Source organism: Rhodococcus sp. IEGM 1406 (genome assembly GCF_030056745.1).
Taxonomy (GTDB): domain Bacteria; phylum Actinomycetota; class Actinomycetes; order Mycobacteriales; family Mycobacteriaceae; genus Rhodococcus_F; species Rhodococcus_F erythropolis.
In genome coordinates this window covers 1-26,241 of record NZ_JASHKO010000001.1, presented here as the reverse complement: position 1 = coordinate 26,241, position 26,241 = coordinate 1, and the positions used below count along the sequence as shown (strand labels likewise).

Here is a 26,241-nt window from a genome sequence, read left to right as displayed (position 1 = left end):
TCGACTCATTTATGTGGAAGAACCACATAATGAAACCCGGGAGGAGCGACATGGAATTGCGTCAGCTGCGCGCGTTTCTCGCAGTCGCCGACGAACTTCATTTCGGCCGGGCCGCCGAGCGCCTCCACATCGGGCAGTCCCCGCTCAGCCAGACCATTCGGGCGCTCGAGCGCGAACTCGGCACCGACCTGTTTGTCCGGACCACCAGATCAGTGCAATTGACCGCAGCCGGCGAGGCCTTGGTCACGCCCGCACGAATCATCGAAGCGCAGATCGCCGTCGTACGAGATATCGCATCGGCGGCGTCAACCGGGGAAACAGGCCGTGTCACGGTGGGTTTCGGCGGAACGGGCGGCTACACGGTGCTGTCGGCCCTGACACGATCGCTGGCCGACTCCCATCCGGGAATCGAACTGGACCTACGGCCGCAGATGTACTCGGGTGAGGTGCTCGACGCTCTCCGACGCGGAACACTCGACATGGGCATAGTCGGCCTGCCCATTCCGCGCGGATTCGAGACTCACACTGTGCGCGAGGAAACCTTGATGGTCGCGGTCCCGGCCAGGCATCACCTCAGTACCAGGGAGTCGGTGTCACCGGAAGACCTGGCAACCGAGCGATTCGTGATGTATCCCGCCGAGCACGGCTCGGTGGTGCGCGATGCGACGTTGTCCGTCTGCGCCACAGCAGGTTTCACGCCCACCGTCGCGCACGAAGCCCCCGATCCGTACAGCCTGTTGGCCATGGTCGGAGCGGGGGTCGGGATCGCCGTCGTCGTGGAGTCGACGGCGCATCTGTCCATGGACGGGGTCGTGTACCTGCCGATCGCCGGGGCCACGCCCACGCTGAAAATCGCGATGGCATGGCGACCGAACAATCCGACGCCGGCAGTACACACCGTCACCAGGGTACTGAGGGAGCAGCCTTAGGCTCTCGCGAGAATTCCGGCGAAATCTGTTCCCGCAGGCAGAGTTCCGTACTCGTGACCACGGTCGGCGCCGAGGCGAGCGGCAATGAACGCATCGGACGAGGCGGCCGGGGAGTGGCGCACCATGAGCGAAGCCTGCAGCGCCAACGCCATTGCCTCGACGACGGTCCGAGCGCGGAGCTGGGCGTCGGCGGGTGCCATCGTGGCGAGCTCACCGAGTTGGCGTCGTACCCGATCGAGGTGCTGATCGAGGACCGGGTTGTTGCCGCGAGCGAGGTTGACCTCGTGGTCGAAGGCGGCAACGGAATCGGGTTCACGGGTCATCGCGCGCAGGACATCGAGCGCGATGACGTTGCCCGACCCCTCCCACACGGCCATGACGGGCTGCTCACGGTAGCGACGGGCAAGCGGGAAGTCCTCGGTGTAGCCGTTGCCGCCCAGGCACTCGAGTGCCTCGTAGGAGTGGTGCGGGCCGCGCTTGCAGATCCAGTACTTCGCAACAGCCGTCGCGAGTCGGCGGAACGCCTTTTCCTGCTCGTCCGCGTCCTCGTCCTGCGCGCGAGCCAATCGCAGTGCGGTGATGGTGGCGGCTTCGGATTCGAGAGCCAGATCGGCAAGCACCGACGTCATCGCCGGCTGATCTGCCAGGACGGCACCGAAAGCGCTGCGGTGCCGTGCATGCCACACCGCTTCGGCGACCGACTGACGCATACCTGCCGTGCTGCCGAGGATGCAGTCGAGTCGCGTCTGGGACACCATTTCGATGATGGTCCGCACGCCACGACCCGGTTCGCCGATCATGGTGCCGACGGTGCCGTCGAGTTCGATCTCGGACGACGCGTTGGACTTGTTGCCCAGCTTGTTCTTCAGACGCTGGATGCGGAAGATGTTGCGTGTGCCGTCGGGCAGGATGCGGGGGAGAAGGAAGCAGGAAAGTCCCTCACCGGCTGCACCTTCGGCCTGAGCAAGAACCAGGAACGCGTCGGACATCGGCGCGGAGCAGAACCACTTGTGTCCGGTGAGCAGGTAGTCCGCACCCGGGCCGCCACGTCCGGCCGGCTTGGCGATGGTCGTGTTGGCTCGCACGTCGGAGCCGCCCTGCTTTTCCGTCATGGACATTCCGAATATCGCGGATGCCTTTCCGGGAGCATCCAACTCGGGGGTGTAGCTCCGAGAAAGGGCACGCGGGGTCCAGATGGCGGCTACATCGGGTTGCAGCTCGAGCGAGGGGATCACGGCGTGCGTCATGGAGATCGGGCACGCGTGGCCCGGTTCGACCTGGGAGAAGAGCATGAATGCCGCGGCCCGAGCCACGTTGGCACCCGGCTTCGGGTCAGCCCAGGCAGAGGTGTGCGCACCGTGCGCAACGGCAGCAGAGATGATCCGGTGATACGACGGATGGTATTCGACCTCGTCGATGCGGTTTCCCCAGCGATCGAAGGTCTTCAATTCGGGGATCACCGTGTTGGCCAACTCGGCGTCGTGCTGGAATCCAGCACTGCCGACCAGTTCACCAATGTCGGTGAGTTCGCTTGTGGCCCAATCGGCGTCGTGGCGCGCGACGCCTTCGACCAGGACCGTATCGAGCAGGAACTCGTTGACGTCCGTGCGCGGTACCGACTGGTTGAGCACTGCATGGGTGCGATGCGGAGCCGGGTGGGTGACGGTCTTCTCGGAAATATCAGTCATGACAGGCCTTTCAGCTCGCTGCGCGGATGAGGTGCTTCTGGATCTTGCCGGTCGGTGTACGCGGAAGAATGGTCGCGAACACCACTTCACGCGGAATCTTGTAGCGCGCCAACTTGTCCGAGAGGTAGTCCTTGATGTCGTCGGCGCTGATGACATCCGGTTCACGCCAGACGACGTGTGCGACGACGGTCTCGCCCCATTCTTCGTTGGGTTTTCCGACAACGGCGACGTCGACGACGTCCGGGTGGCCGGAGATCACGTCCTCGACCTCCTTGGAGTAGACGTTCTCACCGCCCGTGATGATCATGTCCTTCGCGCGGTCGACGATGAAGAGGTAACCGTCCGCATCCTTGCGCGCCAGATCGCCGGTGCGGTACCAACCTCCGTCGGCAAAAGCAGCCTTCGTGGCAGCGGGGTCGTCGAGGTACCCCTGCATGACGGTGTCGGCGCGCAGCCAGATCTCACCGATCCGATCGGGCTCCGCGTCGGTACCGTCATCGGCAACCAGGCGCAGGTCGACGCCGGCCAGCGCGACGCGGCCGATCGAGCCCGCCTTGCTCAACTGCTCCTCGGGGTACAGCACAGTGCCCACCGGCCCGGTCTCGGTCATGCCGTAGACCTGCCGGAATTCGGTGGTGCCGTACGACTCCACCAGTCGCCGAGCGACATCCGCGCCGATCGGTCCGCCGCCGTACAACCACGCACGAACGCTTCCGAGGTTGTAGTCGGCAAAGTTCGGCACGAGGTTGAGTGCAGTGGTGTAGATGACCGGCGGGCCGAAGCAGAGGGTAATACGTTGTTCCTGAACAGTTTCCAGGAATTTGACGGGATGGTACTCGCGCAGCAGCACGACGGTTCCGCCCATGTAGAGCGTGGACATGAACCAGTTGTTGAGCGGGGAAGCGTGCCAGATCGGGACGGCCATGAGCAGGCGCTCGTCCCGAGTCGTCGACACGGCGAGGGCCGCGGTGACGGCAACACCGACGACGTTGCGGTGGCTGTGGACGCAGCCCTTGGGCGAACCGGTAGTCCCCGAGGTGTAGAGGATTTCAGCCGGATCGTTCTCGTCGATGTCGATACCGTCAACGCCCTCTTGGCGGGTGATGGCGTCGTCGAAGAAGTCGAAACCGTCTGCGACAGAGTCCGTGCTGATCAGCTTGGCCGTTGTCTCCAGTCGACCGACAACCGGCGCCAACTCACCGTCGAAGACGCACACCGACACCTTCGCGTGTCCCAGCACGTAGGCAACTTCCGGAGTCTGCATCTTGTGGTTGATGGGGACCACGACGGCGCCCAAGCGCCAGGCACCGAGCATCGCGTACACGAATCCCGGAGTGTTGTAACACATCAGCGCGACGCGGTCGCCCGGCTGCACGCCCAGCGACTGCAAATAGCCTGCGGCGCGTCGACTTCCGTCCTGAACCTGGGAGTACGTGTGATCGTGACCGTCGAATATCAGGAAGGGTTTGTCCGGGGTCTTGGTGACGTTGCTGTCGAATACGCGAACGATGTTCATCGAAGTCCTTGTCGGAGAATCACGCTCGAAGAGAGTTCATTCCATCGAGCTGTTGAGTACGGCGTCGGGTATCTGGAGAGTGGCGAAGATGACGGCGACCGCCTCCTCGAGGGAGTAACCGAAGCTCTCGCCGGTGGCAGTTTTCTGAATGACGAGGCCGAAGATCGCAGACCAGAAGGCCTTGGATTCGACGTCGATGCCCGCGCGCAGCTGCCAGCCGGTGCGGATCAAGGTACGGAGGAGGGCTGTTTCACCCGAGGAATGCAGAGTGCGAAGCGTCTCGGAGATCAGATCGCGGAGTTCACCACGGCGACCCGTCATCATCATCGCTTCCACGAACAGTTCGACACTGGGAGCGCCCGAGCCGAGGAGTGATCCGACCAGCTTCTCGGTGTAGTCACCCACGGTGTCGGCGTCGGCGGCGTCGACCTCGGCACGCTTGCCTGCGCGCAGAACGGCTGCACACGCCACCTCGACGAAGAGCTTCTCTTTTGAGCCGTAGTAGTAGGTCACCTGGTTGGGATGGGCGCCGGCGGCGGTGCAGATCTGCGCGATGGACACGCTGTCGCCATGTTCGAGGAAGAGCTCGGTTGCAGCGTTGAACAGTGCCATGCGCGTCTGCTTGCCCGACTCACGCGTCGCGCGCGCTGCGGGAACTGACTCGGTGACCATCACGAACTCCTACTTGTTTGTATGACAAACAATAACTCGGCGTTGTTTGTATGGCAAACAATTTCTCCCGACGTGATGACATGTCGACTCCTATCGACATGTCCGATGTGCGGGATTACTCTCTGAACATCGAGCACCCGAGAACTTCGGCTTTCTGCGAGGAGGCGCCCTGCAATGCTCGCGCGATCCGGCTTCTCCCTGCCCACACGCACGACTCTCACGGGCGACTGGGCAGATTTATTGCGTGAGCATTTTGTCGCGCTCGACGTATCCGATATCGAAGACGGCGATGGATTCAGTGGGGCCGTGCACTCGGCCCAACTCGCACACGTTCGGGTGTCCGCAGTTCAATCGATGGAACAACGAATAGTCCGTAGCAGCAGCCTGATCAAGAGTGACGGTGCGGACTATCTGCAAATCGGAATGATCCGCCGCGGTAGCGCGGTAGTGCGGCAAGACGACCGCGAATGCGTCCTACGACGTGGCGACTACGTCCTGTACGACACCACGCGCCCCTTCGATTGGCAGATCGAGGGACACGCACACGACGGCATCTGGGGACTCGAGGTGTTCACCTGGCCACGGTCATACCTGTCACTCAGCGACGCGGAGGTCACGAGCTTGACCGCCATTGCCTTCGACGGACACGCGGGCCTGAGTGGCCTGCTGGGTCGCTTTCTTCACGATCTTGCCTCCGTCCGCATGACGTCCGACGCGAGCGGAGACGAGGAGGAAGTCGTCAACGAGATCGGCAGCCTGGTCAAGTCGGTTCTCCACGCAACGGCGCGTCCGATCGTCTCCCGGCGAACTGGCCTGTACGAATCCGCTCTGTCGGCCATAGACGCCCGCATCGCTGACCCGGCCCTGTCACCGGTGGACATCGCGGGATCAGTCAAAGTCTCCATTCGCCAGTTGCACCGAGCCTTCGCCGAACACGGCACAACGGTGTCGCGTTCGATTCGCAGCCGTCGACTCGACGGTTGCCGTCGTGAGATCGTGCAACGCCACGGCATAGAGCGGTCGCTGACCCAGATTTCTCACCGCTGGGGATTCACCGACCTGGCCGCCTTCAGTCGCGCATTCAAGGCGGAGTTCGGGATCAGCCCGCGGCAATACCGGTCGCAAGCAGTGGCCCCCACAAGTACTGCTCGCTGATCTGTAACATCCTCGGACACTTACCCATTCAACATGATGTTCAAAACGTTCTGTCGCCGACGCCTATCCACAATTCTCGGCGCGGTAGGCCAAGTATCGGGCGCTGACGGCCAAGTTTGCTCGGCCTCGCGGGCGTAGATTTTCGGCACGGCGTTGCCAAGTGCCAGGCACCCGATCCGACCACCTACATCACAGGGAGCACTCATGGAATCTGCAATCGGTGAACATCTTCAATGCCCGCGCACGCTGACCAGGCGCGTTCCGGATACCTATTCGCCACCATTTCCCATGTGGGTCGGGCGTGCGGACGACACATTGCACCAGGTCGCGATGGGCTATCTCGGCGTGCAGTTCCGCGGCGAGGATCAGCGCTCGGCAGCACTGCAGGCAATGCGGGATATCGTCGCCGGCTTCGACTTGCCGGACGGACCGGCACACCACGATCTGACCCACCACATCGACAACCAGGGCTACGAGAATCTGATCGTGGTCGGGTACTGGAAAGATGTTTCTTCCCAACATCGTTGGAGCACATCAGCTCCGGTGGCCTCCTGGTGGGAGTCCGAGGACCGCTTGTCCGACGGATTGGGGTTCTTCCGGGAGATCGTGGCACCGAGAGCCGAACAATTCGAGACGCTCTACGCGTTCCAGGACGATCTCCCCGGAGTGGGAGCCGTCATGGACGGTGTCAGCGGCGAGATCAACGAGCATGGCTACTGGGGTTCGATGCGCGAGCGCTTTCCGATCTCTCAGACCGACTGGATGCAGGCCTCGGGCGAACTACGGGTCGTCGCCGGTGACCCCGCCGCAGGTGGACGCGTAGTAGTGCGGGGACACGACAACATCGCACTGATCAGATCCGGGCAGGACTGGGCCGACGCGGAAGCAGACGAGCGCAGCCTCTACCTCGACGAAATCCTGCCCACTCTTCAATCGGGCATGGACTTCCTCCGCGACAACGGCCCGGCCGTCGGGTGCTACAGCAACCGTTTCGTACGCAATATCGACATCGACGGAAACTTCCTCGACCTGAGCTACAACATCGGTCACTGGGCCTCACTCGACCAACTCGAGCGGTGGTCGGAATCCCACCCGACCCACCTGCGGATCTTCACGACGTTCTTCCGGGTCGCCGAGGGCCTGTCGAAATTACGTCTCTACCATGAGGTCTCGGTATTCGATGCCGCCGATCAGCTGTACGAGTACATCAATTGCCATCCCGGGACCGGAATGCTGCGCGACGCGGTGGCCATCGCCGCGCGCTGACCGAAGCCGCCAGAATCTTCGGCGACGTTCTTTCCCTCGGAGGCAACTCGAGATATGTTGACGAGTGTCGACATATCTCAGTAGAGGCCATCGAGGAAGCGCGGACAGCACACAGTGACTACTCAACGAAACGAAGAGTTGGCGTTTGCTGTGCTGGCCGACCAGGTGCGCCGACAGATTCTCGACACTCTGGCTACCCACGGCGAATGCAACGCAGGCTTCATCAGCGATCAAATTTCGACGGTCGGTCGCACCACGGTATCCACACATCTCAAGGCGCTGCGGCTGTCCGGAGTTATCGTCGAACGCCGTCAAGGACGTCATCGCTTGTTTTCGATCGATCCGTCTGGGCCCGCCAACGATGCACTCCAGTTCCTGCGCGACGTCCTCGGGCGAGCGCTGGAAGCAGGTTCGAACGCCTCCGAGTTGCCGACCACGGCGACTGAGGATTCCGACGCGGCTTCGGTGCGTCGCCGGGCTTGAGGCCCTGTTTGAGCCCCAGCATCTATTTCAGGCAGGAAGTAGAACGTGCCAGGTCTCTCCGTAACGGCACAGATCGTGACGACGGACCCACCAGGGTCAGCCTTCGAGCGCTTCGAAACGGGGCAACTGCTCGAACTCGAATGTGAGCAACTGACGGTCGGGGCCGCCGTCGCCATCTCCCTTCCCGTCGGCGACGGCGCACGCGCAGATGTAGCCGGAATGCCGATCACTCTGTTGGGGTACGTCGCCGGCGTGAAGCGGGGCCGCTCGGTCGTGATCGTGCACCACCAACCGTGGCGCGGCCGTCTGACGATCCGGTTCTTTCCCGACGGCACCGGCACCCGACTCGTTCTCGAGTCCAGCCTCGATCAGGACGGCATTTCCTGGCTTGCCAACAAGCGCGGATTCGCTCCACCCGAACCTCCGCGCTCCGACCGACATCGGATCGGACTGCTGGTCAGCAAATCCGGCTCGGCGGCTGTATTCGCCCAGGCCACAGAAACACTCGCTGCCCTGGCGGTGGAAGAGATCAATGCCGACGGCGGTGTCGGCGGCGTTCTCGTCGACTTGGTGATCGGCGATGACGCTTCCGACTCGGCGGCCGGAGCGGCGACCGCACTGCGATTGGTGAAAAGCGGATGTCGCGCCATTTTTGCGTGCGTGACGTCGTCGACCTTCAATGCCGCTGCATCTGCGTTGCAAAACACTGGTGTGTTGTTGGTGCACACAGTTCTCAACGAAGGAGGTCGATCGCGTCCGGGGATCCTTCGATTGGGTGAGCGGCCACTCGACCAGACGCGAGCGGGCATACCCGCAATGATGTCCGAGACCGGTTCTCGCACTTGGTTCCTGGTCGGTCAGCAGTATTCGTGGTCGTTCGGAGCACATTGGGCGGCTCGGCGTGTGATCGCCGAATCCACAGGTTCGGTGGCCGGCGAAGTCTACGTACCGTTGGGAACAACCGACTTCTCACGGATCATCGAGTCGATAGTCGACTCCGGGGCGGAACTGATTCTTTCCACCCTGGTGGGCCATGACGAGGTCTTCTTCGAACGGCAATGCGCCCAGCACGGACTGCGGGCCACCACGCGGACGTTCGCGCTGGTCCTCGACGAGGCCACTCAGCAGCTCATCGGCAATTCCGATGCCGACGGAGTCTGGGCGGCATTCGGCTACTTTCAATCCGCAGCCGGCGAGCACGACCTCGAAAAGCGATACAGCGCAAGCTCGAACGAACTCCTGCCTCCGCTCAGCTCTCTGTCGGAGACAACGTACGAAGCGATCGTCGCTTACGCACGCGCAGTCGAACGAACGTCGGCGGGCGATCCGGAAACAGTACTTCGGCAGCTTGTCACAACGTCGAAAAGCTCGACGGACACCGGCGTTCCACTGCATCGGCCGATTCTGATCGCTGAATCACGCCATGGGCGCCTGTACCCCCGCTCTCTCTGAACGCGCGTAACCCGAACTTAACGAGTCAATATGTCGATACCTATTGACGCAATTATGGATCCGGCCCTAGTCTGAAAGACAAGTGAAGCCGATCACATCAGGAGCACACTTCTCATGGCGACAATCCGACCTGACGACAATGCAATAGACACCGCTGCAAGGCATTACGGCATCACTCTCGACCAATCAGCCCGGCTCGAGTGGCCGGCACTGATCGACGGAGCACTGGGCTCCTACGACGTCGTCGACCAGTTGTACGCCGACGAGGCAACCCCGCCGACCACGTCACGCGAGCATGTGGTGCCAACTGCGAACGAAAACCCCTTGAGCGCTTGGTATGTGACCACAAGCATCCCGCCGACGTCGGACGGCGTCCTGACCGGCCGACGCGTGGCGATCAAGGACAACGTGACCGTGGCCGGAGTTCCGATGATGAACGGATCTCGGACGGTGGAGGGATTCACTCCGTCTCGCGACGCAACTGTGGTCACTCGACTACTGGCGGCCGGTGCAACCGTCGCAGGCAAAGCTGTGTGTGAGGACCTGTGTTTCTCCGGTTCGAGCTTCACACCGGCAAGCGGACCGGTCCGCAATCCATGGGACCCACAGCGTGAAGCAGGTGGATCATCCGGTGGCAGTGCAGCTCTCGTTGCAAACGGTGACGTCGATTTTGCGATCGGCGGGGATCAAGGCGGATCGATCCGGATCCCGGCGGCATTCTGCGGCGTCGTCGGACACAAGCCGACGTTCGGGCTCGTCCCGTATACCGGCGCATTTCCCATCGAGCGAACAATCGACCATCTCGGCCCGATCACACGCACGGTCCACGATGCCGCACTGATGCTCTCGGTCATCGCCGGTCGCGACGGTAACGACCCACGCCAAGCCGACAGCGTCGAAGCAGGTGACTACCTGTCCACTCTCGACTCCGATGTGGATGGTCTGCGAATCGGGATCGTTCGAGAAGGTTTCGGGCACGCGGTCTCACAGCCCGAGGTCGACGACGCAGTCCGCGCAGCGGCACACAGTCTGACCGAAATCGGTTGCACGGTAGAGGAAGTAAACATCCCGTGGCACCTGCATGCTTTCCACATCTGGAACGTGATCGCCACGGACGGTGGTGCCTACCAGATGTTGGACGGCAACGGATACGGCATGAATGCCGAAGGTTTGTACGATCCGGAACTGATGGCACACTTTGCTTCTCGACGCATTCAGCACGCCGACGCTCTGTCCGAAACCGTCAAACTAGTGGCCCTGACCGGCCACCACGGCATCACCACCCTCGGCGGCGCGAGCTACGGCAAAGCCCGGAACCTCGTACCGCTCGCCCGCGCCGCCTACGACACTGCCTTGAGACAATTCGACGTCCTGGTGATGCCCACACTGCCCTACGTCGCATCCGAATTGCCGGCGAAGGACGTGGATCGTGCAACCTTCATCACGAAGGCTCTCGGGATGATCGCCAACACGGCACCATTCGACGTGACCGGACATCCGTCCCTGTCCGTTCCGGCCGGCCTGGTAAACGGGCTTCCGGTCGGAATGATGATCACCGGCAAAACCTTCGACGATGCGACGGTCCTCCGAGTCGGGCGCGCATTCGAAAAGCTTCGCGGCGCGTTTCCGACGCCTGCCGACCACATCTCCGACTCCGCACCACAACTCAGCCTCACCTAGTCCTGTATCCGCACTTGCACAACAAATTCCACCGATTCACACATGATCAGCCCGCATAGAAAAGGTGAACCAGATGTCAGTAACGATCGACCACACAACGGAGAACGCCGCACCGGCCCAGGCGCCGGTCTCCGATCGCGCGTGGGCCCTGTTCCGCGCACTCGACGGTAAGGGATTGGTACCCGACGGTTACGTCGAGGGATGGAAGAAGACCTTCGAGGAGGACTTCAGTCCAAGGCGCGGAGCGGAATTGGTCGCGCGGGCTTGGACCGACCCCGATTTCCGGCAACTGCTTCTCACCGACGGTACCGCCGCGGTTGCCCAGTACGGATATCTGGGCCCCCAGGGCGAATACATCGTGGCAGTCGAAGACACCCCGACCCTCAAGAACGTGATCGTGTGCTCGCTGTGTTCATGCACCGCGTGGCCCATCCTCGGTCTGCCGCCGACCTGGTACAAGAGTTTCGAATACCGTGCACGCGTGGTCCGCGAGCCACGGAAGGTTCTCTCCGAGATGGGAACCGAGATCGCGTCGGACGTCGAGATCCGCGTCTACGACACCACCGCCGAAACTCGGTACATGGTCCTACCGCAACGTCCCGCAGGCACCGAAGGCTGGAGCCAGGAACAACTGCAGGAAATCGTCACCAAGGACTGCCTGATCGGCGTCGCAGTCCCGCAGGTCCCCACCGTCTGACCACCCCGACAAGAAAGAAGCACACCATGGATGGAGTACACGATCTTGCCGGAGTTCAAGGCTTCGGCAAAGTCCCGCATACCGTCAACGCCGACATCGGCCCCACCTTCCACGCCGAGTGGGAACACCTGCCGTACAGCCTGATGTTCGCCGGTGTCGCCGAACTCGGGGCCTTCAGCGTCGACGAAGTTCGATACGTCGTCGAGCGGATGGAGCCCCGCCACTACATGATGACCCCGTACTACGAGCGGTACGTCATCGGCGTCGCGGCGCTGATGGTCGAAAAGGGAATCCTGACGCAGGAAGAGCTCGAAAGCCTTGCAGGAGGACCGTTCCCACTCTCACGGCCAAGCGAATCCGAAGGCCGACCGGCTCGCGTCGACACAACCACCTTCGAGGTCGGTCAGCGAGTACGTGTGCGAGACGAATACGTTCCCGGGCATATTCGAATGCCTGCTTACTGCCGAGGACGGGTGGGGACCATCGCTCACCGGACCACCGAGAAGTGGCCGTTCCCCGACGCAATCGGTCACGGCCGCAACGACGCCGGCGAAGAACCCACCTACCACGTGACGTTCGCTGCGGAGGAATTGTTCGGCAGCGACACCGACGGCGGAAGCGTCGTTGTCGACCTCTTCGAGGGTTACCTCGAGCCTGCGGCCTGATCTTCCAGCATTCCAGGCGGCGGTCACGCGATCGCAGCGGTTCGCGTGACCGCCGCCTGATCACAACGATTCACTCATTCGGAAGGACACTGGAAATCATGGTCGACACACGACTTCCGGTCACGGTGCTGTCAGGTTTCCTGGGCGCCGGGAAGACGACGCTACTCAACGAGATCCTGCGCAATCGGGAGGGCCGCCGGGTTGCGGTGATCGTCAACGACATGAGCGAAATCAACATCGACAGTGCAGAAGTCGAGCGTGAGATCTCGCTCAGTCGCTCCGAGGAGAAACTGGTCGAGATGACCAACGGCTGCATCTGCTGCACTCTGCGAGAGGATCTTCTTTCCGAGATAAGCGCCTTGGCCGCCGATGGCCGATTCGACTACCTTCTCATCGAATCTTCGGGCATCTCCGAACCGCTGCCCGTCGCGGAGACGTTCACCTTCATCGATACCGACGGCCATGCCCTGGCCGACGTCGCCCGACTCGACACCATGGTCACAGTCGTCGACGGCAACAGTTTTCTGCGCGACTACACGGCTGGGGGTCGCGTCGAAGCCGATGCCCCGGAAGATGAACGAGACATCGCGGATCTGCTTGTCGATCAGATCGAGTTTGCCGACGTCATCCTGGTGAGCAAGGCCGATCTCGTCTCGCACCAACACCTGGTCGAATTGACTTCGGTCCTAAGATCTTTGAACGCAACTGCTGCGATAGTTCCGATGACTCTCGGCCGTATCCCACTCGACACGATTCTCGATACCGGCTTGTTCTCGCTCGAGAAAGCTGCTCAGGCCCCTGGATGGCTACAAGAACTCCAAGGTGAACACACCCCCGAAACCGAGGAGTACGGAATCGGTTCGGTGGTGTACCGCGAGCGCGCGCCCTTCCACCCACAACGCCTGCATGATTTCCTGAGCAGCGAGTGGACCAACGGAAAGTTACTTCGGGCCAAGGGCTACTACTGGAATGCCGGCCGGTTCACCGAGATCGGGAGTATTTCTCAGGCCGGTCATCTCATTCGCCACGGATACGTCGGCCGTTGGTGGAAGTTTCTACCCCGTGACGAGTGGCCGGCCGACGACTACCGTCGCGACGGAATCCTCGACAAGTGGGAAGAACCTGTCGGTGACTGCCGACAAGAACTCGTCTTCATCGGCCAATCCATCGACCCGTCTCGACTGCACCGAGAACTCGACGCGTGTCTACTCACCACAGCCGAGATCGAACTCGGGCCAGACGTGTGGACCACCTGGAGCGACCCCCTGGGCGTCGGATATACCGACCAGACCGTTTGATATTGGTCCGATTTGCCGTAAGTTGTGCGCAATGGGGCTATCACGCAACCGAACTCGGGCGTTGTTGATCGTCGCGGCAATCGCAGCCGGGACCGCTGCCGCGGTGACGCCGGCGGAAGCCACCTGGACAACCGCGCCGATGTGCGGCGATTGGCAGGTCGAGACCGTAGCCCAGGGGTTGGAACAGCTCGAAAACCTCGAGACCGATGACAACGGCGGGTTCTACCTCTCCGGCGAGTCGAAGATCTATCACGTCGACGCCGAAGGACAGGTACGAACCGTCCTCGACGGCATTGCTGCTCCTGGCGGTTTGCAGCTCGACGGTTCGAGGCTGTCCTTCCTCACCAGACAGGACGGCAAGCTGTGGCAACTGGACACCACGACGGATCAGCTGTCCGCACCCGCCGACTTCGCGGGCAACGGCTTGCTCCGACTTCCCGACGGCGATCTTCTGACGACGTGGGTCGGAACGGAGGGCGGCCCGTCGAAGGGCGTGTCGCGCTATCAACATGACTCCCGAACCGTCGTACCCAATTGGGCCGCAGTGCCACGTTCGGAGGGGCTCGCGCTCAGTCCGGATCATCGAGCCGTGTACACCGATGATCTGTTCACAGGTCAGATCATTCGAGTCCCTGTGGATACCCCTGATGCGTGGGCCGTTGTCGCAACCGTCCCGAGCCCGGTACCCGGTCTCGACGATCTGACCGTGTCGCGGGATGGGATGCTCTACGTCGCTGCTCACCTCGAGGGCGCGATCTATCGTGTAGATCCCGAGACCGGGAAGTCCTGCGTCGTCGCTTCGGGTCTGTCGGGTGGGTGGACCGGGCCGAGTTCAGTGCGTATCGGCCGGGACGGCGACGGCTGGGCGCTCTACGTCAGCGGCTTCGACGGGACACTGCGCCGCCTGGTACCTCCGGCGGGCGTCGAACTCGCACCGGTTCGGTAACTCCGTTCCCTTCGAGACGGGATTCTCCGACCTGGCGATACTTAAAATCACGCTGATTTGAAGGCATGCCCGCAGCGCAGCGGCCGCTTGTCCGAAAACTGTCAACAGTTCTACACGGAGAAATGGCTACCCTTAGGTTTACGCTGCTCGCATGTTTTCTTCCGTCGCAGCGAAGATCCGCCTGGTGGTGGCACTGCTCCTCACTGCCCTCCTGGCGCTGACTCTGTCATCGTGCTCGAGTGGTTCGGATTCGTCGGCAGCCCCCACAGACCTGTGTGCACCTCCAGGAGTGGGAGCCGCAACCGCGGCCCCCACAAACCTGGATGCGGCAGCGGGTGCGGGCGCCGAAGACCGCTACACCACGGCCACCGTCACCCCGGTCGATCGGATCGACACCTCGAAGCTGAACTTGATCAAACCCGGGGTCATCACGGTCGGCACGCTCGGTGACGCGCCCCCGAGCATCTGCGTCAACTCCGATAATCAGTACACCGGATACGACAACGAGCTGCTGAAGGCCGTCGCGGACAAGCTGGGCCTGAAGGTCGAGTTCGTCGGCACCGAGTTCGCCGGGCTCCTCGCCCAGGTTGCCGGTCGACGCTTCGACGTCGGCTCGTCGTCCATCACCACCACAGACGACCGTCGCAACACCGTCGGCTTCACCAACGGTTACGACTTCGGATACTTCTCCCTCGTCGTGCCTAACGGCAGCCCGATCACCGGCTTCGGAGACCTGGACGCATCCAAGCGCATCGGCGTCGTGCAGGGAACCGTGCAGGACGACTACGTCGTGAACACGCTCAAGCTCGATCCCGTGAAGTTTCCCGACTACGCCACGGCGTACGCGAACCTCAAATCCGGACAGATCGACGCCTGGGTAGCTCCGTCTCAGCAGGCCGAAGGCGCAATCGCTCCCGGTGACCCGACCTCGATCATCCAGAACACCTTCTCGGTCAACAACTTCGTCGGCTGGGCGGTGAACAAGGAAAACCAGCCGCTGATCGACGCCCTCAACTCCGGCCTCGACGCAGTCATCGACGACGGAACCTGGTCTCAGCTGTACGCCGACTGGGTACCGCGCCAACTCCCTGAAGGTTGGAAGCCCGGATCCAAGGCCGCGGCCACTCCGGAACTGCCCGACTTCGCAGCCATTGCGGCAGAAAACGCAGCAAACGGTGACGGTGGCGATACCGCGTCGTACCAACCGAAGTCGACGCTCGAACAGCTCAAGGACACGTTCTTCGACTGGGATCTGTACAAGAAGGCATTCCCCGATCTCCTCAAGACCGGTCTTCCCAACACCCTGATCCTTGCGCTCGCGTCTGGCATCATCGGCACGGTCCTCGGCATGCTGCTCGCTGTCGCCGGTATCTCGCGCACCCGTTGGCTGCGCTGGCCGGCCCGCGTCTACACCGATATCTTCCGTGGCCTGCCCGCCGTCGTCATCATCTTGATCATCGGGCTCGGCGTCGGACCGATCGTCAAGGGAATCACCGGCAGCAATCCGTACTGGCTGGGCGTCGCGGCGCTGTCACTGCTCGCGTCGGCGTACATCGGTGAGATCTTCAGATCCGGTATCCAGAGCGTCGAGTCCGGGCAGCTCGAGGCTTCACGCGCCCTCGGCTTCAGCTACCGCAAGTCCATGTCGCTTGTCGTCATCCCGCAGGGTGTACGACGCGTTCTGCCGGCGTTGATGAACCAGTTCATCTCGCTGATCAAGGACTCGTCGCTGATCTACTTCCTCGGTCTCCTCGTCACCCAGCGGGAACTCTTTGCCGTCGGACGTGATCTCAACGCCCAGACCGGCAGCCTGTCCCCGCTCGTTGCGGCAGGCTTGTTCTACCTTGCTCTGACCATCCCGCTGACGCACCTCGTCAACTACATCGACAACCGGCTCCGGACCGGACGCGCCGACACTTCAGGCACGTTGGATCCGCTCGAGCAGGCCATCGTCGTGGAAAGGGGCTGAGGACATGACCACCAGCTCTGAACTGAAGTCCGTATCGCTCACCGGCAAGGACCTGCATCTGTCCTTCGGTGCCAACAAGGTTCTTCGCGGCGTCAACCTGCACGTCGACGCCGGAAACACCGTCACCGTCATCGGGCCCTCCGGTTCGGGCAAGTCGACGCTCCTGCGCGTGCTGAACCGTCTGCACGAGCCTGAGCAGGGTGACGTGCTGCTCGACGGGAAGTCCGTCCTGAAGGACAACCCCGACGAGCTTCGCCAGCGAATCGGCATGGTGTTCCAGCACTTCAACCTGTTCCCGCACAAGACCGTCGCCGAGAACATCGCGCTCGGGCCGAACAAGCTCAAGGGGTTGTCCAAGGAACAAGCTCGGGCGCTCGCGCTCGAGCAGCTGGATCTGGTGGGGCTCAAGGAGAAGGCGGACTCGCGGCCCGGCAACCTTTCCGGTGGTCAGCAGCAGCGCGTCGCCATTGCCCGCGCCTTGGCGATGAAGCCCGAGGTCATGTTCTTCGACGAGGCGACGTCAGCTCTCGACCCCGAACTGGTCAAGGGCGTTCTGGCGTTGATGGCCGATCTCGCGAAGTCCGGTATGACCATGGTCGTCGTGACGCACGAAATGGGCTTCGCGCGTTCCGTTTCCGACAAGGTGCTCTTCATGGACCGCGGCGCCGTTGTCGAAACCGGTACTCCGGAACAGCTTTTCGACGATCCCGAGACCGATCGACTGCAGGCGTTCCTGTCACAGGTTCTCTGACCCAGGACGCTTCAGAGATCGACGGGCGTTGATCCTCGACGCCTGAAGCATCAGATGGTCACGTTCGGCGAGGTTGGATGCCTTTTGCGCTGCATCGGCATACAACCTCGCCGCCGTCTCCAGGTCTCCGTCGCGTTCACGGAGATAGGCCTCGACTGCGGCATGGCGTGGAAGTGAATCGTCCAGCGCTGCAAGAGCTGCCAAGCCGGCGCGTGGCCCGTCCGCCTCGCCGACCGCCACCGCTCGGTTGAGCCGGACGATCGGGCTGTCGGTCAGGGCTGCGAGTTCGTCGTACCACTCCACGATCTGCACCCAATCGGTCTCGTCTGCTGTGAGAGCGTCGGCATGAAGTGCCGCAATCGCGGCCTGGGCCTGGAACTCGCCCAGTCGATCGCGAGCGAGGGCTCCCTGAAGGATCACGACCCCTTCCGCGATCGTCTCGGTGTCCCACCGTCCGCGGTCCTGCTCGGCAAGCGGAACCAGGCTGCCGTCTGCGGCAGTGCGCGCGGCGCGGCGAGCGTGATGAAGCAGCATCAGAGCGAGCAACCCCGCCACCTCGGGATGATCGATCGCAGCGGCGAGCTGCCGGGTGAGCCTGATGGCCTCGGCAGCCAGGTCGACGTCGCCGGAGTACCCCTCGTTGAAGACCAGATAAAGGACACGTAGAACGGTGGCGACATCGCCGGGTTGCTCGAACCGGACGCCGGAGACCGTGCGCTTGGCTCGGCTGATGCGCTGAGCCATCGTCGCTTCGGGCACCAGGTAGGCCTGCGCAATCTGGCGAGTGGTCAGCCCGCCGACAGCGCGCAGCGTAAGTGCAACGGCGGACGACGGCGTCAACGACGGGTGAGCGCACAGAAAGTAGAGCTGGAGTGTGTCGTCCACGCCCGGCTCCGACCCGCTGACCGGCCGCTCGCCTGGCTGCTCGTCAACCAGAAACTCCCGCTTGCGACGAGCCGCATCCGACCGGATCCCGTCGAGGAACCGCCGCCAGGCCACTGTGACCACCCAGCCCTTCGGGTCCCGCGGCGGGTTGTCCGGCCAGGTCCTGACCGCCTCGAGCAGAGCATCTTGCACGGCGTCCTCGGCCGACGCGAAATCTGCTCCGCGGCGGACGAGGATGCCGAGCACGCTCGGAGTCAGACTTCGAAGCAGCGTGTCGTCCATGAGAGTCGTCAGTCCGTGATGGTCGGCGGCTCGGTCAGGAACGGGCGCAGTTCGAGCCATTCGTGAATCGGCTTCCCGCCTGCGCCGGGCGCGGCCGAGAGCTCCCCGGCCAATTCGACGGCTCGGTCGTAGTTGTCGACGTCGATCACCATCCAGCCGGCAATGAGGTCTTTGGTTTCCGCGAACGGGCCGTCGGTGACCGGCGGGCGACCCTCACCGTCGTACCGGACAAAGGTGCCCTCAGGAGCGAGAGCCTGACCGTCGACGAACTCGCCCGCCTTCTCGAGCCGATCCGCGAAGTCCTGCATGTACTTCACGTGGGCCGTGATCTCTTCCGGTGTCCACTGGTCCATCGGCACGTCGTTGACTGCAGCCGGAGCGCCGCGGTAGTGCTTGAGCAGCAAGTACTTGGCCATCGTGAATCTCCTCTGTGTCGGTGCCACCCATTCTGGTCGCACTTCACTACAGGGACGAAGCAAGTCGGGGATTCTCGACATTGCGGGGCCTTCGGCCCTGTGCGCCTTTTTGGTAGTGCCCGCAACCAGAAAGGCGCACGGGGGCCGGAGGCCCTAAATCCACCCCTGCCGGCGGGCGATCACTGCAGCTTCGTGCCGATTGGCCGCACCGAGTTTGGTGACAGCTGACGACAAATAGTTTCGGGTGGTACCCGCAGACAGGTGTGCCCGGGAAGCGATCTGCTCGATGGATGCCCCGTCGGCCGCGTATTCGAGTACGTCCGCCTCGCGCGGAGTAAGCGGTGAGTCGCCGGCGCCGATCGCCTCGGCAGCCAACGACGGGTCGACGTACCTCCCACCGGCATGGACGCTGCGGACCACCTCGGCGAGCGTCGCCGCAGGCGTCGTCTTCGGTAGAAATCCGCGGACACCTGCTGACAGTGCCTTCTTCAAGTACCCAGGACGCCCGTGGCTCGTCACGATGATCGAGACGCACCCCGAGACCGTCTGCGCAATCTGTTGCGCCGTCTCGATGCCGTCGATACCCGCCATCTGAAGGTCGAGCACGGCTACGTGAGGTTGATGCTTTGCAGCAGCGATCACGGCATCCTCGCCGGATTCGGCTTCTGCCACGACGACGATGTCGTCCTCGAGCGACAACATCATGGCCAGAGCCGAGCGGATCAGGTTCTCGTCGTCGGCCAGCAGTACCTTGATCGGCTCGGTCACCGAGACTCCTTCGTTCGGGACGGAAAGTGGGCGGTGAGGGTGAAGCGATCTTCGTCCTGCACGGTTTCGACAGTTCCTCCGACGGCGCCGACGCGCTCGCGTAAGCCGTTCAGGCCGGTTCCGTTGTTCGGCTCTGCGATCCGTGCGCCGTCGTTGGCAATCACGACGCCGTCCGCGGACACCTCGATGCTGCAATTCTCGGCACTGGAGTGCCGGAGAATGTTGGTCACGCCTTCACGGACGACCCAGGCAGCGGCTTCGGCCAGTTCCACCGGCAATTGATCTGCCGATCCACGTATCGCGGTGGAGATTCCGGCGGCCTCGAGCAGAGACTGCGCACCGGCCAACTCGGATGCCAAGGCGATGGACCGGTATCCCCGAACCAACTCGCGCGCTTCGTCGAGAGAATCTTGCGCAAGTTCGCGTACTTCGTCCATCTGCGCGGCTGCACGATCGTCGCCGCGTCGTGAAAGAGTGGCTGCAAGTTCGCTTTTCACCGCAATTGCAGACAGTGCCCGCCCGACGACGTCATGGAGATCGCGCGAAAATCGCAATCGCTCCTCGGCGACGGACAGGGCAGCGGCAGCTCCGCGAGCCTCGTCCAATTCGGTGACCATGCGAAGCAGCCACACCGACATGTAGACGGTCAGCCCCATGAAGGCGGCGACGATTCCGACGGACACGCCGCTTTCCGGACCCGCAAGCAGTCCCAGTACAACCCCGGCGGCCACTGAGCCCACGATCAGCCAGCGCAACGACGTCAACCCAGCAAGGGGCACGACAAGGATTGCCGCGAGCCAGAAGTACGGGCCGTTCTCGCCATTGCTTCCCAAGGCGATTCCCGCCGAGCAGAACGCGGACAACGTCATCACGGCAAGAGGAATCTGGACGGGCTTGGCCACGACTCCGCCCAGATCTGACATCCGAGAGACGGCGATGCCGCACGCAACGGCACTGATTCCGAGGAAGACACCCGACAGGTACCGATCCGCAACGATCTCGGTGACCGCACCGAAGCCACCGAAAACCACTGCGACCATGATGAACGATTGCCGCGTGTAGAGGCGAACCTTGTCGACGTTCGACGCGGTTCGCCACGTCCGTCTCGGATTCCAGCGTCCGAAGTTCTGCGCGATCATGCCCACTACCTTCTCAGAGTTCTACGAACGCGGTTCCCAGCGGAAGTGGACGTTCGCGATCAGAACCGAACCGACGATCCACGCCAGCATGACCAACAGCGGTTGCCCAGCCGAACCGAAGGTGTCGACAAATCCGGCCGCCGCACCGGGCGCATCGCCCAGATCAGCCAGTTCGCCAGTGGTCCGCCCCAGCCATCCGAGATTGAGAAGGTCGACTACTGCGGCCAGCGGAGTGAAATCGAGAATGCGAGCAATGTTGTCCGGCAAGACATTCCTGATCGAGGACATACCTGCCGTCGCCAGAATCAGAATCGGCATGCAGGTGATCTGCGCCGCCTCTGCGTTCCGAGTGACAGCCGAAGTGATCAACGCCAGCGCTGTGAAGAGCGCGGCGCCGCCGATCACCGCGACCAGCACCAGCACCGGATTGACCGGGGCACTGCCGCCGAGAACCATCACGGCGATCCCGATGACCACCGTCAACAGTGCGGTGAGAACCCACGACGGCACTGCCGGGCCCGCCAGGATCTCGGCGTCGCTGCATTCCCCGGTCCGTAGTCGCTTGAGAACCAACTCGTCACGGCGCGTCGCGTACACCGACAGCAGGTTGTAGAAGACCACGAAGACGAGAAGGAACAGTGCAAATACCTCGAGGCCTGCCGACACCGACTTGTCCGACAGCCCGCCGTCTCGCGACAGGTACAGCATTCCCACGGGAAAGATCAGCGGGAGGACGATTGCATTGAAGAGCAACAGTCGATTTCGTCCCAGGAGCGTGAACTCCGAACGAGACAGGGTTGCGATGCGGTTCATGCCGACGCTCCTTCGAGAGTTGCGTGATGATCGAATTGGTCTGCAATGGAGAGGAATACTGTCTCCAAGGACGCCGCTCGGGCATCCAAGCCGGTCAGCAAGACATCATTGTGCTGCGCCCACAGCAGCAGTTCCGTCAGCGTCTCCTGGACGGTGCGAGTGGTGATCAGCACCAGATCATTTTCGACGCGCACCTCGGCGCCGGCCAGCGCTGGGAGCGGAAGACCTGGGCGGTGCAGTTTGATCTGAGCGGGATGATCTGCGACGACGTCCGCCACGGTTCCGCTGCGCACGACCGATCCACGGTGCATGATCGCCAATTGGTCGCACAAGGATTCAGCTTCGTCGAGATAGTGCGTCGTCAACATGATGGTGACGCCCGACGCTTTCAAGTCAGCGATCAATTGCCAAGTGTTACGACGACTTTCGGGATCCAAACCAGTAGTCGGTTCGTCGAGGAACAGTACGAGTGGCCGGCCGACGATCGCGCACGCCAGATCCAGTCGGCGCGCTTCACCGCCCGAGAGGAACTTCACGCGGGTATCGCCACGGTCACGCATGTCCACGCGCTCGAGCACCTCGTCGACGGGAAGCGGATTCGAGCACGTTCCGGCCCACATCGCCAAACTCTCACGAGCAGTCAGGTCTTGGGGGAGCCCACCCTTCTGGAGCATGATGCCAAGCGACGGTCGAATCTGCTTGCGGTTGCGCACCGGATCCATTCCCAGAACGCGCACCGTACCGGCGCTGGCTCGTGAAAGGCCCTGAATCACTTCGAGAGTGGATGTCTTGCCGGCACCGTTTGTTCCGAGGAGGCCGAACAGCTCACCTTCCTGAACACTCAGATCCAGATTGCGAACAGCATCGAACGCCTCCTTGCCGGAGCCGTAGCGCCGCGACATTCCGACTACGTCGATCACGGGATCGCCCTTCATCGCTGCGCCTCCTCTCGGTTCCAGCTGCGCAGTCCGATCGTGAATCGAATGCCCGCGTAGACCGCGAGAGCGGCAACAAGAATCCAGGACACCGGATTGGAGCCGATGATCGCGAATACCCCTCCGATGATCGCGATGTTCACCACGATCACAACAAGTTCGCGGCCCATCGTGGGTGCGGGTCCGATGTCCATCAGGTCCGTCAGGAGGCTTCCCTCATGTGGTTCTCTCATGCCTCCAAGCCTCGCGGGAAGTCCGCGACGAGAACAGTGCGCAGCGTCATCACCTGCGGTGACACCGTCATGGATCGGCGATGACAAATGTCATGCGACGTCCCCGCGGGGACGCGTCGTAAATTGCAGGTAAGGGTCGCCTCGTTGTTTTGCCGTTCATTTTTACGTTCCTTTACCCTCGCTTAGAGCTTCTACGGTTCCCGAAGTCCGTACATCGAATCTCGGGAGTTCACGGTGGCTATCAAGCCTTTGGCCTTGTTCGTCAAACACGACGGCGTGTCTGCACGCGCGTCGATCACCTGCCAGTACAAGTGCGGAAACGCGTGCTCTCATGAGGTCCCCAACACCTCGGGCGGCGAATACTTCCGCGATATCGCACGCACGGCACTGACTCGTCGCGGCATGCTCCGGGGCAGCGGCATGGCAGTGCTCGCGGTGGGAGCGGGCAGCGCCCTCGTCGCGTGTTCGGACGAATCCGCAAGTGCCGAACCGGGAACCGGATCAGCGAGCGGCAGCAGCGGCGGAACCACACCAGCGGGGACGAACTTCGACGCCGTCGCGCCCAACAAGGAAGACAAGGTCACGGTCCCTGACGGATACGATCAGGCCGTCGTCATCCGTTGGGGTGACGCCGTTCTCGCCGGAGCCCCGGCATTCGACTTCGACAAGCAGACTGCGGCAGCACAGGAACTGCAGTTCGGATTCAACAATGACTTCGCCGGATTGCTCCCGGTCGACGGGCAGCCCAACACCTACCTCCTCGTGGTCAATCACGAATACTCCACCGAGCCGGCGATGTTCCGCGGCTACGATGCGGAGAACCCGACCGAGGAGCAGTTCAAGATCGGCCTGGCCAGCCACGGACTGTCAGTCGTCCAGGTCAAGGGCGAATCCGACAACGGCAAGCTGGTACCGGAGATCGGATCGAACAACCGCCGCATCACCGGAACCACGGAGTTTGTCGTGACCGGCCCCGCTGCAGGTAGCGACTTCCTCAAGACGAGTGCCGATCCCACGGGAACCAAAGTGCTCGGCACCCTCAACAATTGCGCTGGCGGCGTCACACCCTGGGGCACAGTGCTTTCCGGCGAAGAGAACTTCAACCAGTACTTCGCTAACGCCGAGGGTGTCACCGATCCCACGGTGGCAGCCCGGCTGAAGCGCTACGGTCTGGCCGGAGCCGCTTCCGAGCGCAAGTGGGAACGCTTCGACAAGCGGTTCGATCTGGTCGCAGAACCCAACGAGGTCAACCGATTCGGATACGTCGTCGAGATCGATCCCTGGGATCCGTCGTCGACTCCGATCAAGCACACAGCGCTCGGACGTTTCAAGCACGAAGCCGCCACCATTTACATCACGTCGGACGGTACCGTCGTCGCCTACAGCGGCGACGACGAGCGCTTCGACTACATGTACAAGTTCGTCTCGAGCCGAAAGATGCAGGACGGCAAGAGTCAGGCAGCCATGCGCCACAACATGACTCTGCTCGACGCCGGTACACTGTACGTTGCAAAGCTCAGCGGAAACTCCGCCGGCGAGATCGACGGAACCGGCAAACTCCCGTCGGACGGCACGTTCGACGGAACCGGCGAGTGGGTAGCCATCCTGCGCACCGGCGAAGACGGCAAGGGCGAATCGCTGGTAGACGGTATGAGCGCCGAAGAGGTCGCCGTCTTCACCCGCCAGGCCGGTGACAAGGTCGGGGCAACGAAGATGGATCGCCCCGAGGACTTCGAGGCAAACCCGAAGAGCGGCAAGGTTTACGTCGCACTGACCAACAACACCAAGCGCGGAGTCGACGGTGGCGCCGTGGCCGACGAGGCGAACCCGAGGAACAACAACAAGAACGGCCAGGTCCTCGAAATCACCGATGACCACGCCGGCACCACCTTCGGCTGGAATCTTCTTCTCGTCTGCGGAGATCCGGCCACAGCCGATACTTACTTCGGCGGGTTCGACAAGAGCAAGGTCAGCCCCATCTCATGCCCGGACAACCTTGCCTTCGACCCGCACGGCAACCTGTGGATCTCCACCGACGGCAACGCACTCAAGTCCAACGACGGACTGTTCAGTGTTGTCCTCGAAGGCGAAAACCGCGGTGAAACAAAGCAGTTCCTCACCGTTCCCGTCGGCGCCGAAACCTGCGGCCCCATCGTGGACGAGAAGCGCGTCATCGTCTGCGTCCAGCACCCCGGCGAGACCGACGACGCCAGCATCGAAAGCCCCGCATCCCATTGGCCCGACGGTGGCTCCTCCCAGCCTCGCCCGTCGGTAGTTGCAGCATGGAAGAAGGACGGATCTCGGCTCGGCTCGTAACACACACGAAAACGACTGTGGGGCAGATCGCATACTCTGCGATCTGCCCCACGTCGTTTACCTCAGATTCTCAAGAGAATCAGTTGTCACCATCCTCGCGACGCTTACGCGTCAGGAGAACAACACCCGTTCCCAGCGCCAGCAGCAGAACCAAACCGCCTGCCGCGAGCAATCCGGTGTTCACGCCACTCTCACCAGCGCCACCACCCGAGTTGATCGTTCCACCCTGAGGAGCAGACGTCGGCGGCTTCGGCTGACCCGGGTTTGCTGTCGGCGGCTTCGGCTGTCCCGGAACCGTGCTCGGAACCGGCTGACCCGGAACCGTCGGCGGTACGACGATCGGAGGCACAACGACGATCGGAGGCACAACGACGATCGGGGGAATGATGATCGTCGGTGTAACCGGCACCGTCGTGTTCGGAACCGTCGTGGTCGGCGGAACTGTCGTGACCGGCGGCGTTGTCGTCGGCGGCGTCGTTGTCGTCACGCCACACGGATCCACAATCTCCTCCGCGACAACTTCTTCTGTCGTGGTCTCCTCCGTGGTGGTCTCCTCCGTGGTGGTGGATTCCTCCGTACCGGTCACATCAGCGTCACCGGCAGTGGTCGCGCTAGCCGTCGTCGTCGCAACCGTTGTGGTCGGAACCATCCGCGTGGTCGTCGTCGTCGGAGGAACACAGGGCTCCGTCGTGACCGGCGGCGTCGTGGTGGTCGTCGGAGGCACCGTGGTGGTGGTCTCCGGCGGGTCCACCGGGTGTTCGGTGCAGAGAGCGTCGCCCGGAACACAGTCCACCGGCGGGTTCTCGCCACCAACCACCAGGTAGTTGTTCAGGACGCCCGGAGTGAATCCGGGACCTGACAACGTTCCGATCTCAGGATTGACCTTGACGGTGTACGTCACCGTCGCGCTCTCACCCTTGGCCAGCTTTCCGGTGACCGTGAAGACGTTGTCGACGACACCCGAAACAACCAGCGTGGAAGTAGTAGCCGGATTCTTCGTCATTACTGCATCGTCGAGAACATCGGTCAGATCGTCGTAGAAGCTGATCTCACCATCCGCGGTGCCCACATTCTTGAACGTGAGCGTGTACGTGATCTCCTGGCCGCCAACCACACGGTTCGTGGTGGACGGGTCAGAGGACTTCAGTACCTCGATTGCGGGAGTGCCATCAACCGGGTGTTCGGTCGTCACCGGCGGAGGGGTGATCTCCGGACCGGTCGGCGGCTTCGCTGTACCGGTGACCTTGTTGTTGACCAGAACGCCGCCGGCAACACCGTCGTTGATCT

General features: G+C 62.5%; 24 protein-coding genes. 13 read left to right on the top strand and 11 right to left on the bottom strand.

Annotated elements, in window-relative coordinates; all coding sequences use genetic code 11:
- The first annotated feature begins 50 nt into the window (after positions 1-50).
- Positions 51-929: a LysR family transcriptional regulator gene (locus QM596_RS00120; protein ID WP_042953452.1), complete on the top strand. Its 879-nt coding sequence runs from the start codon at positions 51-53 to the stop codon at positions 927-929.
- Here QM596_RS00120 and QM596_RS00115 read toward each other — a convergent pair.
- Genes QM596_RS00115 through QM596_RS00105 form a run of 3 tightly spaced genes read right to left on the bottom strand, consistent with a single transcriptional unit; the run spans position 926 to position 4,805 of the window.
- Positions 926-2,617: an acyl-CoA dehydrogenase family protein gene (locus QM596_RS00115; RefSeq protein WP_283307748.1), complete on the bottom strand. Its 1,692-nt coding sequence runs from the start codon at positions 2,615-2,617 to the stop codon at positions 926-928. The genes QM596_RS00120 and QM596_RS00115 overlap by 4 nt on opposite strands.
- A gap of 10 nt (positions 2,618-2,627) precedes the next feature.
- Positions 2,628-4,133, bottom strand: a complete 1,506-nt coding sequence (locus tag QM596_RS00110) for a class I adenylate-forming enzyme family protein (protein ID WP_019746125.1) — start codon at positions 4,131-4,133, stop codon at positions 2,628-2,630.
- 36 nt (positions 4,134-4,169) lie between these two features.
- Positions 4,170-4,805 carry a TetR/AcrR family transcriptional regulator C-terminal domain-containing protein gene (locus QM596_RS00105; protein WP_007735239.1) on the bottom strand — a complete coding sequence of 212 codons (636 nt, stop codon included), beginning with the start codon at positions 4,803-4,805 and terminating at the stop codon, positions 4,170-4,172.
- A 174-nt stretch (positions 4,806-4,979) separates the two neighbouring features.
- On the opposite strand from QM596_RS00105, the gene QM596_RS00100 reads away from it, so the two are divergent.
- The 11 genes from QM596_RS00100 to QM596_RS00050 all read left to right on the top strand — a co-directional run bounded on the left by QM596_RS00100 (position 4,980) and on the right by QM596_RS00050 (position 17,167).
- Positions 4,980-5,960 carry a helix-turn-helix domain-containing protein gene (locus QM596_RS00100; protein WP_259117908.1) on the top strand — a complete coding sequence of 327 codons (981 nt, stop codon included), beginning with the start codon at positions 4,980-4,982 and terminating at the stop codon, positions 5,958-5,960.
- A 204-nt stretch (positions 5,961-6,164) separates the two neighbouring features.
- Positions 6,165-7,226 carry an aliphatic aldoxime dehydratase gene (gene oxdA / locus QM596_RS00095; protein WP_283307747.1) on the top strand — a complete coding sequence of 354 codons (1,062 nt, stop codon included), beginning with the start codon at positions 6,165-6,167 and terminating at the stop codon, positions 7,224-7,226.
- A gap of 114 nt (positions 7,227-7,340) precedes the next feature.
- Positions 7,341-7,709: an ArsR/SmtB family transcription factor gene (locus QM596_RS00090; protein ID WP_020909773.1), complete on the top strand. Its 369-nt coding sequence runs from the start codon at positions 7,341-7,343 to the stop codon at positions 7,707-7,709.
- A 45-nt stretch (positions 7,710-7,754) separates the two neighbouring features.
- Complete coding sequence (locus QM596_RS00085) at positions 7,755-9,161, top strand: substrate-binding protein (protein WP_283307746.1); 1,407 nt, start codon at positions 7,755-7,757, stop codon at positions 9,159-9,161.
- 114 nt (positions 9,162-9,275) lie between these two features.
- Positions 9,276-10,841, top strand: coding sequence for an amidase (locus QM596_RS00080; protein WP_019746131.1), 1,566 nt, complete (start codon positions 9,276-9,278; stop codon positions 10,839-10,841).
- 73 nt (positions 10,842-10,914) lie between these two features.
- Positions 10,915-11,538, top strand: a complete 624-nt coding sequence (gene nthA, locus QM596_RS00075; RefSeq protein WP_003946052.1) for a nitrile hydratase subunit alpha — start codon at positions 10,915-10,917, stop codon at positions 11,536-11,538.
- 26 nt (positions 11,539-11,564) lie between these two features.
- Positions 11,565-12,203 (top strand): nitrile hydratase subunit beta, encoded by a 639-nt coding sequence (nthB, locus tag QM596_RS00070; RefSeq protein ID WP_003946075.1) that lies wholly within the window; start codon positions 11,565-11,567, stop codon positions 12,201-12,203.
- Positions 12,204-12,301: 98 nt separating this feature from the next.
- Positions 12,302-13,501, top strand: a complete 1,200-nt coding sequence (gene zigA / locus QM596_RS00065; RefSeq protein ID WP_020971430.1) for a zinc metallochaperone GTPase ZigA — start codon at positions 12,302-12,304, stop codon at positions 13,499-13,501.
- Positions 13,502-13,532: 31 nt separating this feature from the next.
- Complete coding sequence (locus tag QM596_RS00060) at positions 13,533-14,447, top strand: SMP-30/gluconolactonase/LRE family protein (RefSeq protein WP_283307745.1); 915 nt, start codon at positions 13,533-13,535, stop codon at positions 14,445-14,447.
- A 151-nt stretch (positions 14,448-14,598) separates the two neighbouring features.
- On the top strand, positions 14,599-16,416 hold the full coding sequence (locus tag QM596_RS00055) for an ABC transporter substrate-binding protein/permease (protein ID WP_019746136.1): 1,818 nt from the start codon (positions 14,599-14,601) through the stop codon (positions 16,414-16,416).
- 4 nt (positions 16,417-16,420) lie between these two features.
- Positions 16,421-17,167 (top strand): amino acid ABC transporter ATP-binding protein, encoded by a 747-nt coding sequence (locus tag QM596_RS00050; RefSeq protein WP_019746137.1) that lies wholly within the window; start codon positions 16,421-16,423, stop codon positions 17,165-17,167.
- On the opposite strand, the gene QM596_RS00045 is transcribed toward QM596_RS00050, so the two are convergent.
- The 7 genes from QM596_RS00045 to QM596_RS00015 form a co-directional block, all read right to left on the bottom strand.
- Positions 17,153-18,334, bottom strand: a complete 1,182-nt coding sequence (locus QM596_RS00045) for an RNA polymerase sigma factor (protein WP_283308743.1) — start codon at positions 18,332-18,334, stop codon at positions 17,153-17,155. The two genes, QM596_RS00050 and QM596_RS00045, sit on opposite strands and share 15 nt — an antisense overlap.
- Positions 18,335-18,342: 8 nt before the next feature.
- On the bottom strand, positions 18,343-18,750 hold the full coding sequence (locus QM596_RS00040; protein ID WP_021346141.1) for a YciI family protein: 408 nt from the start codon (positions 18,748-18,750) through the stop codon (positions 18,343-18,345).
- A gap of 153 nt (positions 18,751-18,903) precedes the next feature.
- Positions 18,904-19,518, bottom strand: coding sequence for a response regulator transcription factor (locus tag QM596_RS00035; RefSeq protein WP_019746140.1), 615 nt, complete (start codon positions 19,516-19,518; stop codon positions 18,904-18,906).
- Positions 19,515-20,657 carry a sensor histidine kinase gene (locus QM596_RS00030; RefSeq protein ID WP_047889971.1) on the bottom strand — a complete coding sequence of 381 codons (1,143 nt, stop codon included), beginning with the start codon at positions 20,655-20,657 and terminating at the stop codon, positions 19,515-19,517. The genes QM596_RS00035 and QM596_RS00030 overlap by 4 nt, the downstream gene beginning before the upstream one ends.
- A 21-nt stretch (positions 20,658-20,678) precedes the next feature.
- Complete coding sequence (locus QM596_RS00025) at positions 20,679-21,470, bottom strand: ABC transporter permease (protein ID WP_097386619.1); 792 nt, start codon at positions 21,468-21,470, stop codon at positions 20,679-20,681.
- Entirely contained in the window at positions 21,467-22,405 is a 939-nt protein-coding gene (locus QM596_RS00020) for an ABC transporter ATP-binding protein (RefSeq protein ID WP_029256774.1), read from the bottom strand. Before QM596_RS00020 ends, QM596_RS00025 begins: the two co-directional genes overlap by 4 nt.
- The gene (locus tag QM596_RS00015) at positions 22,402-22,638 is read right to left on the bottom strand and encodes a hypothetical protein (RefSeq protein WP_019746144.1); all 237 of its coding nucleotides are present in this window, start codon (positions 22,636-22,638) and stop codon (positions 22,402-22,404) included. The genes QM596_RS00020 and QM596_RS00015 overlap by 4 nt, the downstream gene beginning before the upstream one ends.
- 234 nt (positions 22,639-22,872) lie before the next feature.
- Here QM596_RS00015 and QM596_RS00010 point away from each other — a divergent pair, with 234 nt between their 5' ends.
- Entirely contained in the window at positions 22,873-24,954 is a 2,082-nt protein-coding gene (locus QM596_RS00010; RefSeq protein WP_283307744.1) for a PhoX family protein, read from the top strand.
- 79 nt (positions 24,955-25,033) lie between these two features.
- On the opposite strand, the gene QM596_RS00005 is transcribed toward QM596_RS00010, so the two are convergent.
- The coding region (locus tag QM596_RS00005) for a DUF7927 domain-containing protein (RefSeq protein ID WP_502943360.1) at positions 25,034-26,241 on the bottom strand (1,208 nt) is incomplete at its 5' end.

Coding starts and splice junctions, on each gene's coding strand:
- nthA (WP_003946052.1), top strand. CDS start 10,915: ATGTCAGTAACGATCGACCACACAACGGAGAACGCCGCACCGGCCCAG.
- QM596_RS00045 (WP_283308743.1), bottom strand. CDS start 18,334: ATGGACGACACGCTGCTTCGAAGTCTGACTCCGAGCGTGCTCGGCATC.
- QM596_RS00055 (WP_019746136.1), top strand. CDS start 14,599: ATGTTTTCTTCCGTCGCAGCGAAGATCCGCCTGGTGGTGGCACTGCTC.
- QM596_RS00020 (WP_029256774.1), bottom strand. CDS start 22,405: ATGAAGGGCGATCCCGTGATCGACGTAGTCGGAATGTCGCGGCGCTAC.
- QM596_RS00120 (WP_042953452.1), top strand. CDS start 51: ATGGAATTGCGTCAGCTGCGCGCGTTTCTCGCAGTCGCCGACGAACTT.
- QM596_RS00030 (WP_047889971.1), bottom strand. CDS start 20,657: ATGATCGCGCAGAACTTCGGACGCTGGAATCCGAGACGGACGTGGCGA.
- QM596_RS00060 (WP_283307745.1), top strand. CDS start 13,533: ATGGGGCTATCACGCAACCGAACTCGGGCGTTGTTGATCGTCGCGGCA.
- QM596_RS00115 (WP_283307748.1), bottom strand. CDS start 2,617: ATGACTGATATTTCCGAGAAGACCGTCACCCACCCGGCTCCGCATCGC.
- QM596_RS00110 (WP_019746125.1), bottom strand. CDS start 4,133: ATGAACATCGTTCGCGTATTCGACAGCAACGTCACCAAGACCCCGGAC.
- nthB (WP_003946075.1), top strand. CDS start 11,565: ATGGATGGAGTACACGATCTTGCCGGAGTTCAAGGCTTCGGCAAAGTC.
- QM596_RS00050 (WP_019746137.1), top strand. CDS start 16,421: ATGACCACCAGCTCTGAACTGAAGTCCGTATCGCTCACCGGCAAGGAC.
- QM596_RS00040 (WP_021346141.1), bottom strand. CDS start 18,750: ATGGCCAAGTACTTGCTGCTCAAGCACTACCGCGGCGCTCCGGCTGCA.
- oxdA (WP_283307747.1), top strand. CDS start 6,165: ATGGAATCTGCAATCGGTGAACATCTTCAATGCCCGCGCACGCTGACC.
- QM596_RS00025 (WP_097386619.1), bottom strand. CDS start 21,470: ATGAACCGCATCGCAACCCTGTCTCGTTCGGAGTTCACGCTCCTGGGA.
- QM596_RS00100 (WP_259117908.1), top strand. CDS start 4,980: ATGCTCGCGCGATCCGGCTTCTCCCTGCCCACACGCACGACTCTCACG.
- QM596_RS00080 (WP_019746131.1), top strand. CDS start 9,276: ATGGCGACAATCCGACCTGACGACAATGCAATAGACACCGCTGCAAGG.
- QM596_RS00015 (WP_019746144.1), bottom strand. CDS start 22,638: ATGAGAGAACCACATGAGGGAAGCCTCCTGACGGACCTGATGGACATC.
- QM596_RS00105 (WP_007735239.1), bottom strand. CDS start 4,805: ATGGTCACCGAGTCAGTTCCCGCAGCGCGCGCGACGCGTGAGTCGGGC.
- zigA (WP_020971430.1), top strand. CDS start 12,302: ATGGTCGACACACGACTTCCGGTCACGGTGCTGTCAGGTTTCCTGGGC.